General features: G+C 55.6%; 7 protein-coding genes, 1 tRNA gene and 3 rRNA genes. 10 read left to right on the top strand and 1 reads right to left on the bottom strand.

Annotation, left to right across the window (positions count from 1 at the left end):
- The first annotated feature begins 168 nt into the window (after positions 1-168).
- The 7 genes from KQ661_RS00055 (at position 169) to KQ661_RS00025 (ending at position 9,858) form a co-directional block, all read left to right on the top strand.
- A complete protein-coding gene (locus KQ661_RS00055) occupies positions 169-1,419 on the top strand; it encodes a serine hydrolase (protein ID WP_216685331.1) in 1,251 nt (416 codons plus the stop codon).
- A 663-nt stretch (positions 1,420-2,082) separates the two neighbouring features.
- Positions 2,083-3,598, top strand: a 16S ribosomal RNA gene (locus tag KQ661_RS00050).
- A gap of 99 nt (positions 3,599-3,697) precedes the next feature.
- Positions 3,698-3,771 (top strand) — tRNA-Ile (locus KQ661_RS00045).
- A 183-nt stretch (positions 3,772-3,954) separates the two neighbouring features.
- Positions 3,955-6,870, top strand: a 23S ribosomal RNA gene (locus tag KQ661_RS00040).
- Between the two features lie 120 nt (positions 6,871-6,990).
- Positions 6,991-7,102, top strand: a 5S ribosomal RNA gene (gene rrf, locus KQ661_RS00035).
- Together the 16S, 23S and 5S rRNA genes with 1 tRNA gene alongside form the textbook arrangement of a ribosomal RNA operon.
- Positions 7,103-7,225: 123 nt before the next feature.
- Complete coding sequence (rodA, locus tag KQ661_RS00030) at positions 7,226-8,521, top strand: rod shape-determining protein RodA (RefSeq protein ID WP_216685330.1); 1,296 nt, start codon at positions 7,226-7,228, stop codon at positions 8,519-8,521.
- A 362-nt stretch (positions 8,522-8,883) separates the two neighbouring features.
- Positions 8,884-9,858 (top strand): hypothetical protein, encoded by a 975-nt coding sequence (locus tag KQ661_RS00025; RefSeq protein WP_216685329.1) that lies wholly within the window; start codon positions 8,884-8,886, stop codon positions 9,856-9,858.
- Between the two features lie 64 nt (positions 9,859-9,922).
- Here KQ661_RS00025 and KQ661_RS00020 read toward each other — a convergent pair whose 3' ends face one another.
- A complete protein-coding gene (locus tag KQ661_RS00020) occupies positions 9,923-11,089 on the bottom strand; it encodes a hypothetical protein (protein ID WP_216685328.1) in 1,167 nt (388 codons plus the stop codon).
- A 37-nt stretch (positions 11,090-11,126) separates the two neighbouring features.
- Between KQ661_RS00020 and KQ661_RS00015 the strand changes: the two genes are divergently transcribed.
- The 3 genes from KQ661_RS00015 to KQ661_RS00005 form a co-directional block, all read left to right on the top strand.
- Entirely contained in the window at positions 11,127-11,465 is a 339-nt protein-coding gene (locus KQ661_RS00015; protein WP_216685327.1) for a 2Fe-2S iron-sulfur cluster-binding protein, read from the top strand.
- Positions 11,466-11,616: 151 nt separating this feature from the next.
- The gene (locus tag KQ661_RS00010; RefSeq protein WP_216685326.1) at positions 11,617-12,243 is read left to right on the top strand and encodes a thymidine kinase; all 627 of its coding nucleotides are present in this window, start codon (positions 11,617-11,619) and stop codon (positions 12,241-12,243) included.
- A 71-nt stretch (positions 12,244-12,314) separates the two neighbouring features.
- The coding region (locus KQ661_RS00005; protein ID WP_216685325.1) for a PorZ beta-propeller-like domain-containing protein at positions 12,315-13,643 on the top strand (1,329 nt) is incomplete at its 3' end.

The raw sequence follows: 13,643 nt of genomic DNA, 5'->3' as shown, positions 1-13,643 counted from the left end.
ATAATAGGAGTCGCTAGCCTGTGCGCAGCAACAGCCGTCACAACCCTAGCTACTCAAGCTACAACTACTCATAACCTAGTTTCGTCAGGCTCCCCCTCTCCGCAGGGAAATGCACACAAAGTATGTCTTCGGAGGCCGGGGGCTGAGGTAAATCGCCCTCACGAACCGGTGCCCCCTCTCCGCGGGAGAGGGGCCGTGCCCGGTAGGGGGCAGGGGGTGAGGTTAACGCCAGGAGACTCCCCCCTCCTAGACTCCCTAATCCACACAAAACCTTTATTAACAAGAATAGCTACCAACCCCCAATACGAGCTCCAAATCATCTACACCCAAATCAACCGCGACGCCCAGAACCGCCCCACCTTCACCCCCCACACCTACCACCTCAACCCCCGCCAGTACTTCAACCCCGCCAGCCTGGTCAAACTACCCGTCGTCGCCCTCTCCCTCGAAAAGCTCAACGACCTCCACAACCCCCGCGTCACCCGCCGCACCATCATGACCACCGGCACCGCCTTCCGCTGCCAAACCCCCGTCCCCTTCGCCGCCCCCGCCGACTCCGACCGCACCGCCACCGTCGGCAACTACATCAAGCGCATGCTCCTCGTCAGCGACAACGTCGCCTACAACCGCCTCTACGAATTCCTCGGCCAGCGCTCCCTCAACGAGCGCCTCACCCAACTCGGCTACCCCACCGTCCGCATCACGCGCCGCTTCGCCCCCTGCGATACTGCCGCCAATCGCCACACCAACCCCATCAGCTTCCACACCCCCCAGGGTGATACCCTCTATCAGCAACTCGCCCAATACAATCCCATCACCTACACCAGCCCCCTCGGCCGCGTCCTCAAAGGCCGCGCCCACCAGGCCGGCGGCCGCGTCATCCCCACCCCCTACGATTTCACCACCGCCAATAACCTCCCGCTCCCCGATATCACCACTCTCCTCCAAAGCATCCTCTTCCCCGAATCCGTCCCCGCCACCCAACGCCTCCGCCTCACCCCAACTGATTACGCCTTCCTCTGCCGCTACCTCCACGCCACCCCCCACGAGTCCGGCTTCCGCACCTACACCCCCGCCCGCTACTTCGATGCCTACAAAAAGTACCTCTACTACGGCCGCAACCCCGACCTTCCCCACCAATCTGCCCTCCGCATCTATAACATCGTAGGCATGTCCCACGGCTACCTCGCCGATATTGCCTACTTCGCCGACTACCTCCACCAGTCTGAATTCCTCCTCAGCGCCGTCCTATACGTCAACCAAAACGGCATCATCAACGACGGCACCTACGAATACGAAAGCATCGGCCAGCCCTTCCTCGCCCAATTAGGCCGCCAAATCCAGCAATACGAAGCCCAACGCCCCCGCCAATACCGTCCCAACCTCACCGAATTCTTCGCCCCCGAGCCAATTCGCTAAATTTTATCAAAAATTCCCCGTTCGCTAAGTCACTGATTCCTAAAAGTCCATTGTTCCCAGTTGCTCCATCAGTACCCCAGTAAGCCTAAATCTTTCCTCTACGCCTTGGATACTCAGAAAATCACCCTACTTTTGCAGTCCCAAATCGTCTAACGGACTACGGGTTCTGCCAAAGCAACTGCTCCAACAGAAATTTGACCAGTGAGGAGCTTCATGGCCGCAATACCTGTATTGCTCATCCATGTCAGCCCAGCAAAGCCTAGAAAAATTAATTTCGAAAGCCCTTGTGAAAGTCGAAAAAAGCCCCTTACCTTTGCACCCCGCTTCGACAGGAGGCCGGAAAGACTTGAAAAGCGAAACGAACGAAAAATAAAAACTTTTCATCTTTTGCTTGTCAGTTAAAAACTTCTTCTTACCTTTGCACTCCCAATCGCAGGAAAGGGAATTGAGAGAGAGAAAAACAGGCAGTTCACACCGCCACACTATCACGCCAACTGGGCTGATACACGTTCTTTGAATGTTTGGAAAAGACAAATAGTAAGGGCTTTTTGCAGCGATGCAGGGAGCAGCAATTACAAGCGTAACACGAATACATGAACTCGTTAATACGAGTCGGATTAGCACTCGACATCAGCCAGTTTTCGAACTGGTGTAGAACATTTTACAATGGAGAGTTTGATCTTGGCTCAGGATGAACGCTAGCGGCAGGCCTAATACATGCAAGTCGAACGGTCTTTAGCAATAGAGATAGTGGCGCACGGGTGCGTAACGCGTAACCAACCTACCTGAATCTGGGGGATAGCCCGCCGAAAGGCGGATTAATACCGCATAAAACTGCAGCTTGGCATCAAGTAACAGTTAAAGATTTATTGGATTCAGATGGGGTTGCGTGCCATTAGCTAGTTGGCGAGGTAACGGCTCACCAAGGCGACGATGGCTAGGGGAGCTGAGAGGCTGGTCCCCCACACGGGCACTGAGATACGGGCCCGACTCCTACGGGAGGCAGCAGTAGGGAATATTGGGCAATGGACGAGAGTCTGACCCAGCCATGCCGCGTGCAGGATGAAGGCTTTCTGAGTCGTAAACTGCTTTTATCAGGGAAGAAAAAAGGGGATGCGTCCTCTACTGACGGTACCTGATGAATAAGCACCGGCTAACTCCGTGCCAGCAGCCGCGGTAATACGGAGGGTGCAAGCGTTGTCCGGATTTATTGGGTTTAAAGGGTGCGTAGGCGGTTCTTTAAGTCCGGGGTGAAAGCCCACTGCTCAACAGTGGAACTGCCCTGGAAACTGGAGGACTTGAGTACAGACGAGGGTGGCGGAATGGATACTGTAGCGGTGAAATGCATAGATAGTATCCAGAACACCGATTGCGAAGGCAGCTGCCTAGACTGTAACTGACGCTGAGGCACGAAAGCGTGGGGAGCGAACAGGATTAGATACCCTGGTAGTCCACGCCGTAAACGATGGATACTCGCTGGTGGCGATAGATGGTCACTGGCTTAGCGAAAGCGTTAAGTATCCCACCTGGGGAGTACGCTCGCAAGAGTGAAACTCAAAAGAATTGACGGGGGCCCGCACAAGTGGTGGAGCATGTGGTTTAATTCGATGATACGCGAGGAACCTTACCTAGGCTAGAATGCGCGTGACCGGCTCAGAGATGAGCCTTTCCTTCGGGACACAAAGCAAGGTGCTGCATGGCCGTCGTCAGCTCGTGCCGTGAGGTGTTGGGTTAAGTCCCGCAACGAGCGCAACCCCTATGTTTAGTTGCCAGCATGTAATGATGGGGACTCTAGACAGACTGCCTGCGCAAGCAGTGAGGAAGGCGGGGACGACGTCAGGTCATCATGGCCCTTACGCCTAGGGCTACACACGTGCTACAATGGACGGTACAGCGGGTTGCCAACCAGCGATGGTGCGCCAATCCCGAAAAGCCGTTCTCAGTTCGGATCGGAGTCTGCAACTCGACTCCGTGAAGCTGGAATCACTAGTAATCGCGTATCAGCAATGACGCGGTGAATACGTTCCCGGGCCTTGTACACACCGCCCGTCAAGCCATGGAAGTTTGGTAGACCTGAAGCTGGTGCTCCGCAACGAAGCCAGTTAGGGTAGAACAGGTAACTAGGGCTAAGTCGTAACAAGGTAGCCGTACCGGAAGGTGCGGCTGGATCACCTCCTTTCTGGAGCAGTTCGACTCGTGAGTTCAATAAAGTGTGTTACAGTAATTACAACTTACTGATTGTCTTTTCCTTCATTCAAATAATATTAATACTGGTTTTGGGCTTGTAGCTCAGGTGGTTAGAGCGCTACACTGATAATGTAGAGGTCCCTGGTTCGAGTCCAGGCAGGCCCACTCTAACGGCTTAACCAAGTTATTAGCAATACTGGTTGTTTTCAATAGGAAAGCAACTTCGACACTACTAAATACTAGAGTAGTACACGTTCTTTGACGTAAGGGGTAACAAAAACGAAGCGTAGCGCGCTTGCTCTAGCAATAGAGAAAGCATCTTCTAGTAATAGAAGCAGCGTTTACGAAAAAGAAGTAAGAAAGAGCACACGGGGGATGCCTAGGGTCTCAGAGGCGACGAAGGACGCGATAAGCTGCGATAAGCTGGGGGTAGGGCACATACCCGATAATCCTCAGATTTCCGAATGGGGCAACCCCTCACATGGAAGATGTGAGAGCTGACCAGCTTGACTGGCGGCGGCAAACGCAGGGAACTGAAACATCTAAGTACCTGCAGGAAAAGAAAATAACAATGATTCCCCAAGTAGTGGCGAGCGAACGGGGAGGAGCCCAAACCGGGTTGGTTACGGCCAATCCGGGGTTGTAGGACCACGACATCTGATTGAATCGAGTTAGCTGAAGCCGTTGGGAAACGGCACCATAGACGGTGAGAGTCCGGTAAGCGACAATTCTGATTCACGGTAGTGGGATCCTGAGTAGGGCGGGGCCGGAGAAACCCCGTCTGAATCGAGCGGCACCATCCGCTAAGGCTACATACTCCTGAGACACCGATAGTGAACTAGTACCGTGAGGGAAAGGTGAAAAGAACCGGGAATACCGGAGTGAAAAGAACCTGAAACCGTGTGCTTACAAGCAGTTAGAGGGATTTAGTGTCCTGATAGCGTGCCTTTTGCATAATGAGCCTACGAGTTACTCCTCCCCGGCAAGGTTAAGCGCTTTAAGGCGCGGAGCCGCAGCGAAAGCGAGTCTGAATAGGGCGTGCAGTCGGGGGGGGTAGACGCGAAACTTTGTGAGCTACCCTTGAGCAGGTTGAAGGTGCGGTAACACGCACTGGAGGACCGAACCAGTTTCCGTTGAAAAGGATTTGGATGACTTGAGGGTAGGGGTGAAAGGCCAATCAAACTGAGAAATAGCTCGTACTCCCCGAAATGTATTGAGGTACAGCGTCGTGGTTGAGGTCATTGGAGGTAGAGCTACCAATAGGACTAGGGGTGTCAGAGCCTACCGAATCCTGATGAACTCCGAATGCCAATGGCTATACACGGCAGTGAGGCCTGGGTGCTAAGGTCCCCGGCCGAGAGGGAAAGAACCCAGACCAACAGCTAAGGTCCCTAAATCTAGATTAAGTTGAACAAAGGAGGTCCACTTGCTTTGACAGCCAGGAGGTTGGCTTGGAAGCAGCCATTCCTTTAAAGAGTGCGTAACAGCTCACTGGTCGAGCGAGCGGGCGTCGATAATACGCGGGCATCAAATCTAGTACCGAAGCTTTGGATGTGATGTGCAAGACCATCACGTGGTAGGGGAGCATTCTCCTTGCGGTGAAGGCGTGTCGTCAGGCATGTTGGAGCGTGGAGAAAAGCATATGTAGGCATGAGTAACGATAATGCGGGTGAGAAACCCGCACGCCGATAGACTAAGGTTTCCAATTCAACGCTAATCGGAATTGGGTTAGTCGGGACCTAAGGGGAAGCCGAAAGGTGCACTCGATGGACAGCAGGTTAATATTCCTGTACTAATGGTAGCAAGTGATGCAGTGACGCAGAAGTGAAAGCACCGCGGGCGGACGGAAGTGCCCGTTGAAGGCCGTAGGTATTGGGACCGTAGTTAAGTACGCGACCTAGCCGAAAGCTGATAGTACCGTACGACCTTCGGGTCACGCGGATAGTGTGCCTAATCGGACTGCCAAGAAAACCTGCTAAGCGTTTTAATGCTATTATTACCCGTACCGCAAACCGACACAGGTAGTCAAGGAGAGTATCCTGAGGCGCTCGAGTGAATCACGGCCAAGGAACTCGGCAAAATGGACCTGTAACTTCGGGAGAAGGGTCGCTTCCTCGTTGCAAGACGAGAAGCCGCAGTGAAAAGGCCCAGGCGACTGTTTAACAAAAACACATGACTTTGCTAACGCGCAAGCGGACGTATAAGGTCTGACACCTGCCCGGTGCCGGAAGGTTAAGAGGGGAACTTAGTCGCAAGGCGAAGGTTTGAATCGAAGCCCCGGTAAACGGCGGCCGTAACTATAACGGTCCTAAGGTAGCGAAATTCCTTGTCGGGTAAGTTCCGACCTGCACGAATGGTGTAACGATCTGGGCGCTGTCTCAGCCGTGAGCTCGGTGAAATTGTAGTCTCGGTGAAGATGCCGAGTACCCGCCACGGGACGGAAAGACCCCGTGCACCTTTACTATAGGTTGCCATTGGTGTTGGGTTCGGCATGTGTAGCATAGGCGGGAGGCGCTGAGCCGGGGACGCTAGTTCTCGGGGAGCCAACGTTGAAATACCGCCCTTGCCGTGCCTGATGCCTAATCCCGGAATACCGGGAGACAGTGGCTGCTGGGTAGTTTGACTGGGGTGGTCGCCTCCAAAAGAGTATCGGAGGCTTTCAAAGGTCCACTCAGTACGCTTGGTAACCGTACGCAGAGCGCAATAGCATAAGTGGGCTTGACTGTGAGGCCGACTAGCCGAGCAGGGTCGAAAGACGGATATAGTGATCCGGTGGTTCCGCATGGAAGGGCCATCGCTCAAAGGATAAAAGGTACGCCGGGGATAACAGGCTGATCTCCCCCAAGAGCTCATATCGACGGGGAGGTTTGGCACCTCGATGTCGGCTCGTCACGTCCTGGGGCTGGAGAAGGTCCCAAGGGTTCGGCTGTTCGCCGATTAAAGTGGCACGCGAGCTGGGTTCAGAACGTCGTGAGACAGTTCGGTCCCTATCTGTGGTGGGCGTTGGAAATTTGACAGGACCTGTCCTTAGTACGAGAGGACCGGGATGGACCAGCCGCTGGTGCGCCGGTTGTACCGCCAGGTGCAGCGCCGGGTAGCTACGCTGGGACGAGATAAGCGCTGAAAGCATCTAAGTGCGAAACTCACCTGGAGATGAGATTTCCCAATGGAAGGCCCGTCGGAGATGACGACGTTGATAGGCGGCAGGTGAAAAACTAGAAATAGAATAGCTGAGCCGTACTAAGTGGCCGAGGGCTTCTTTTCATCCGCGAGGATGGCGTCGAGCGCGCACAATACGTTTCGTTTTTGTCCCCTTATGTCGAGTTATTGAGGAGTGTGTTCCTGCGCAAGCAGGGCAATAGAACACGCACACTCCCCGCCAGCAATGGTGGCTTTAGCCCGGGTGTTCACCTCTTCCCATTCCGAACAGAGTCGTTAAGCCCCGGTGCGCCTATGGTACTGCCTTCACCGGTGGGAGAGTCGGTCGCCGCCAACCTTACAACAGGAAATCCTCTTGGATGCTTTCACCAGCAACCAAGAGGATTTTTGCTGTCTGCGATGATGCAGAAAGAGTTTATACTGGCGTATTTTTGTCAACTTATCTTTATTTATATTATTTTTGCAAGTCTCTCCCGCACGCTATAGCAGAAGTATTGATTGGGTAACGGTATTGCTTTATGTGATACTGGTTGGAATCGGTTGGGTTTGTATTTATGCATCGAGCTACTCGCCGGACGCGCCAGCAAATCCTTTAAGCAATATGAGCTTTGATAAGCTGATGGCGTTTAACTGGTTCAAACAACTATTATGGATTGCGACTGGGGTTGTATTGATTGTTGTACTGCTGGTAGTTGACTACAAGGCATATGATACTCTGGCGTATGCGTTGTATGCGGGCATGATTGTGCTGCTGCTGATAACAATGGTGGTGGCTCGGCCGATTGCTGGGTCCCGTTCCTGGTTGGAATTGGGACCGGTAAGATTGCAACCAGCTGAGTTTGCAAAGTTTACGACTGCGTTGGCTGCTTCACGCTTTATGGCGAGTATTAACCTGAGATATCAGGATTGGCGTGACCAGTTGATACTGGCTGGGATTACGCTGTTGCCGCCGTTGCTGATTGTAGCGTCGAATGAATCGGGGCAGGCGCTGGTTTTTGGGGCGTTGCTGCTGGCTTACTTCCGGGAGGGGATGTCTCCGCTGATATTGCTGTTGTTGGTAGTGGCCGGCGTTGTGTTGATATTGGCTTTAATAGTGCCGAAGATGTGGCTTGTGGCTGCTTTTACGGTGATTTTGCTGGCTGTGCTGGGGATTAACCGGCGAGTGTTGCGGCACCATATGCCGTTGGCAATTGGGGTATGGGTGGCGGTGATTGGAATGGTTGTGGGTGTAGATTTCTTCTATAACCACGTATTACAGCCCCACCAGCGGCAGCGGATTGAGATATTAATAAATCCTTCTTCGGACCCGTTGGGTAAGGGATGGAATGTAACTCAAAGTAAAATTGCCATTGGGTCGGGGGGATTGTTGGGGAAGGGTTTTCTGCAAGGGACGCAGACTAAATTCGATTTCGTACCTGAGCAGAGTACTGATTTTATTTTTTGTACGGTAGGGGAGGAATTTGGCTGGATGGGCAGCTTAGTGGTGATTGGGCTTTACCTAACGCTGCTGTGGCGCATTATTTATGTGGCGGAGCGGCAAAAGTCTGTTTTTGGACGAACGTATGGCTATTGTGTGGCGAGTATTTTGTTTTTCCACATCACTGTGAATATGGGCATGACAATAGGCTTGGCTCCGGTGGTAGGTATTCCACTGCCTTTCTTCAGCTACGGCGGGTCTTCATTATGGTCGTTTACCATTTTACTGTTTAGCCTACTGGCGCTTGATGCTTACCGAAAGCAGGATTTGGTACGCTGATGGGGAAAGCACAGGTGCCGGGTTGGGTGTGGGCGGTGCTGGTGGGCGCACACGTATTGACGTTGGGCTGGGTGCTTCGCCAAGGGAATTGGTCTTTTGCGGATACGGGGCGCTACATTCAGGCGGCTGAGAACCTGTGGCGGTATGGGGAGCTTTATGCTCGGCCCTGGCCTGCGATAGTACCCAGTGGGCAGGCGGTGCAGGAGTTCACGATTCGGCCAGTTGGTTATCCGCTGGTTATACTAGGCTTGGGAAGCGCTACCGGGCACCCGGCAATGCTGCTGGTGCTTCAGAATATGCTTAGTCTGCTGAGCTTGGGGGTGGTATTGAGGTGGTGGGGGCGATGGGCAAACCCTGGCTCTTTGGATTGGGCGCTGGCAGTAGGGGCGGTGTTAACTTTTCCGGCTCAGCTTATCTATGCGAGTTCTGTGATGAGTGAAATGCTGCTGCAAACGGCAGTGCTCGGTATCGCTATTTCAGCTTTTGCGTTTACTCGTTCTTGCCGACTGCGGTATTTTGCGGCTGGGGTGGTGGCGGCGGTGGCGGCTTTGCTGCTAAAACCAGTTTTTTATCCGTTGGCATTTGTGGTTACGGTGCTGGCGGTAGGGGTGGGCTGGCGCTACCGCCGTTTGGTAGTGGTGGTCATTGGCCTGGTCCCTGTGTTGGTGGTGGGGCTGTACATGCAGTGGAACCAGCAGCGGACAGGTTATTTTCATTTTTCGAGTATTGCGGAAATTAATTTGCTGCAGTACAATGCAGCGGGGGTGGTGCGGCAGATTGCCGGACCGGAAGTAGAAGAAAAATGGGTGACGCAGGTAATAGAGCAGGCTAATGCGGCACCGGATTTTGCGACGCGGCAGCATTTTATTCAGGCCCAGGCGGGGGCAATGCTGACGGCGCATCTCGACTTATATGCGCGGCAACATGTGCAAGGGATGGTTGCGTTATTCCTGGACCCTGGCCGTTTCGATTTGAGTCAGCTGCTGGGCTGGCCACCGCCTGCCGGAGGCGGCTTGCTGAATCAGGCGCGGCAGGGCCGGCTGTGGCAGGCTGCTACAAGCCTGCCTTGGGGGCAACTGGCACTATTGGGGATAATATTGCTGGCGAACGTAGCCCGATTGGGGTTTGCCGTGCGCGGTTTTCATCGGCTGCAACACGGTAGTGATGCGATGCGCTACGGACGCTGGGTGGCAGTGGGGCTGTTGCTGTACGTGGCGGCCCTGACTGGCCCCTTGGGGGCAGCTCGGTTTTTGGTGCCGGTGTGGCCACTGCTGCTGGCGTTGGCATTGGTGGGGCTCCGAGGGCCACAGCCGTTAATGCAAAAGAAAGAAGGCTAACCGGGGTACGGTTAGCCTTCTTGCAGAAGAAAACGACTCAATGTAGAAAAATACTTGCGTGTTGCTAGGCGAATTTGCGCTCAATGAGCTTCAGGAGCTTGTTGACATGCTCTTCCTTGCGGCTCCAATCGTAGCGCTGCGAAAGGTCGGTATTGACGTAGGCACGGGCCTGGTCGATGGCGGGCAGGGAATCGAGGTGCTGAATAGCGGCGTGGTAATCCATGTTTTCACCATTGAACAGCTCGTTGATGAAGCTAAAGCGCTGGTTAATGGAAATGGCTTCGCGCAGGGTATCAACTTTGGGGCCTGAGCGCTCGGCCAGCGTAGCGGGAGCCGACGTGGCGCGGAGCGTTTCGGCTAAAGGAGAGGCAGCTTGCTGGCCGGCTTTCAGCTTTTCGTGCAGGGGAACGATGGCGGAATCAACCGTTGGAAGCGGCCGCGTTGGCGGTCCGGCGATTGGCGCAGGCTTGGGCACAATTGGCGCGGGTGGTTCCGGCAGCTCTTCCTTGGGGGCCGCAACGAACGTGGGGGGAGCTACAGGAGCCGAAACCGGGGCCGGCTCCTTGACCCGTGGGGGCGTGGCGGCAACGGATACCGGGCCATCCTCAAGCAGGTCGGCAGTGGTGAGGGGCAAAAGCGTGCTGAGCTCGGTGACGAGCCGCTGGATGGGCTGATGGGCCTTGTAGTTAGCGGTGCGGTAAAGCTCGAACCGATGCGCGAGGAAATCGCGGCTGAGGTCGTCGCTAACCGGTAGGCTATCGATAAAACCCTGGTAAAAAGCTTTGTCGATGTCGATGTAGCGCAGGTTATCGCGCAGCAAAGCCAGGGTAGGCTTTTCGGTATTGCCGAGAAGCAGCCGCTGGAAGCCGCCCGTAGGGTCGGCTACCATGCCAAGGGTATCGGCGGCGGCCTGGGCCAACAGGGGCTCAAAAGTGGCGCGGTTCAGGCTGATGTGCCGCGAAAGCACATTCATGAACTGGGCCAGAGCGGCCTGCACCGGGGCAGCCTCAAAGTCAAAATAGGTACTGCGCAGGCGGGCGGTTTCGGCCTGCCATTGGCCCAATAGCTGGCGGATAACCAATAAGTTGAGCTGGCGAATGGGCGTGAACTTGAGCACGGCCGGGCCGTCGATGGTGGCAGTGGGCTGGGTACCAAAATGCTGGTCGCAGAGCCGGGCGGCCAGGCGGCGGCCATACTGTGCACACTTGGCGAGGCTATATTTGTCGTTCATAAAAAGGCCGGGTTTCGGTGGCCCAAGTTAGGCACAAATGGCCCTGTTGACGATTGAAAACTTGCCCGGCGCGGCCGTGAACGTACCCGCCGGGGCCACATTGCTGGCGGCTTTGCAGGCTGCGGGCCACGACTGGATGCACGCCTGTGGGGCCAAAGGGCGCTGCACTACCTGCCGCGTCCAGCTGCGGGCGGGCCAGGAAAACCTGAGCCCGCTCACGGTGGCCGAGCTGCGCTACCAGGCGGCCGGCCGCCTCCTGCCCAATGAGCGCCTGACCTGCCAGGCCCAACTGCCCATGGGCGATGCCACCGGCTGTGTGCCCGAGGCAACGCAATTGCCCCACGTGCGGTACGGCGAAGGCCTGGCGGCCGATTGACTGAAATATTGGCTGGCCCGCGCCGGCAGGGAAAGGCAGGTGGTCAGGGCGTTTGCTGATTTGGGGGCAGGGGCGGTGAATGTGGCGGGCGTCGCCCTTGGTGGTTCGTCCCTAACTTTAGGATTCAAAACCACCCAAGCCCGTCCGTATTTTGTTTATTGAACCTCGCGTCGGAAACCGCCACAATGCCCCCCGCCGGGGCTGGATTGAAGTGGTGTGTGGCTCCATGTTTTCGGGCAAGACCGAAGAACTGATTCGCCGCCTCACCCGTGCCCGCATTGCCCGGCAGCGGGTCGAAATTTTTAAGCCTGCGATTGATACGCGCTACCACGCCGAAGATGTGGTGAGCCACAACGCCGCCCGCATTCGCTCGACGCCCGTGGCCATTGCCTCGGAAATTCTACTGCTCGCGGCTGGGTCCGACGTAGTGGGTATCGACGAAGGGCAGTTTTTCGACAGCTCGCTGGTAGACGTATGCGAGCAGCTGGCTAATAATGGTATCCGCGTTATTGTAGCCGGGCTCGATATGGACTACCTGGGGCGGCCCTTTGGCCCCATACCGGCCCTGCTGGCCACGGCCGAATACGTGACCAAGGTGCACGCCGTGTGCGTGTGCTGCGGCGAAATTGCTTCGTATTCCTATCGCATCGCGGCTAGTGCCAGCCAGGTGCTGCTGGGCGAAACCGACTTGTACGAAGCCCGCTGCCGGCCGTGTTTTCTGGAGGGTATGCAGGCCAAGGAACCCACACCGGAAGCCCGCCCAGCCGCTGCGCACTAAATTTCGGGGTGTAGCGTTGGCAACGGCGGCCCTGCTGCTTTCTATCCTTACTTTGAGCTTTTGCTGAGCGTATGTCCCACTTTTTCCGTTGTTTGCTGGGGTTAACCGGCTTTTTTCTGTGTGCGAGCACAGCTTTTGCCCAGGGCCCGGTTGGCTACGGCGACTGGCAACTGCACCTTCCCACCAACCACCCCTTAGTGCTGGCCGATGCGGGCGGCCGGCTGTATGTAGCCACGGAAAACGCCTTTTATTTTCTGGATAAGACCCAGAATACCACCCAGGTGCTTTCGCGCCGCGACGGGCTGAATGACGTAGCAGTGACGGCCTTGGCTTACGATTCGGTGACGAAGCAAACGGTGCTGGGGTATCGCAACGCCAATATTGACGTTCTGCGGCCCGATGGTAGCGTGCGCAATATCAATGATGTGCTGCGCAAACTGGGGCAGGGCGGGATTCAGGCCGGCAACAGCCCAATCAACCGGATATCAATCAGCAATGGCAAAGCATACGTTTCGGCTACCTTCGGCGTGGTTGTCATTGATTTAGTAAAGCTTGAAATAACGGATACGTACAGCAGCATTGGTCCCGGAGGGACAACTGTGAGCGTGTACGATGCCGCTTCGACGGGGACCTATCTGTACCTGGCCACCTCGGCAGGCCTGCTACGCGGGGCACTAACCACCAACCTGCTGGACTACCGCAACTGGACCCTCTCGCTACCCGTGCCGCTGAACCCCGGCGCGGCGATATACCGGCTATTAGCGGTTTATGATGGGCAGGTGTATGCGGCAATCGACGGCGCGGGCGTGTATAAAGTCGTTGCAAATTCCTGGCAATCGGTTCCTAATACCTACGCGGGGTCGTTTCGCAGCTTACGCACCAGTGGCATTGGCGTGCTGGCCATTGATGACAATGCCGGAGTGCGCCGCATTGACCGCAACGGCGCGGTAACTACCGTGGTGCCCGCCATAACGGGGTATGCGCAAGATGTAGTGCGCGCCCGCGATGGCAGTTACTACGTGGCGAACTACGAAAAAGGCCTGCAAAGGGTGCAGGCCGGCACCGGCAGGGTTACCGACTCGTTTGTGGCCAACGGGCCGGCAAGCAGCCTGGCGTTTAGTTTGCTGGCCGATGCCCATGCGAATACTGTCGACGTATTCACCGGAGGCTACAGTGAGCGTTATACTCCTAACTACTATCAGTCAGGATTCTACGAATACAATGCTGGGCAATGGAGTAACTTTAATCCGCCGAAACTGCCCGGTAATTCAAGTTCAATCCCGTATTTGCTGAGCCCCGTGCGCGGGAGCCGCACGCCCGATGGCACCTTATACGTGGGGGCCTATGGCGGGGGGCTGCTGGAATGGAAAGGGCCCGACCAGGTGCGGCATTTCGGTGAA

Origin of the sequence: Hymenobacter siberiensis (assembly GCF_018967845.1) — a bacterium.
Taxonomy (GTDB): domain Bacteria; phylum Bacteroidota; class Bacteroidia; order Cytophagales; family Hymenobacteraceae; genus Hymenobacter; species Hymenobacter siberiensis.
Note: the sequence above shows the minus strand (reverse complement) of the source record. Positions and strands in the feature narration are given on the sequence as shown.

Bases quoted from the DNA above. Each gene is read 5' to 3' on its own strand.
- KQ661_RS00020 (WP_216685328.1), bottom strand. From the start codon at position 11,089: ATGAACGACAAATATAGCCTCGCCAAGTGTGCACAGTATGGCCGCCGC.
- KQ661_RS00015 (WP_216685327.1), top strand. From the start codon at position 11,127: ATGGCCCTGTTGACGATTGAAAACTTGCCCGGCGCGGCCGTGAACGTA.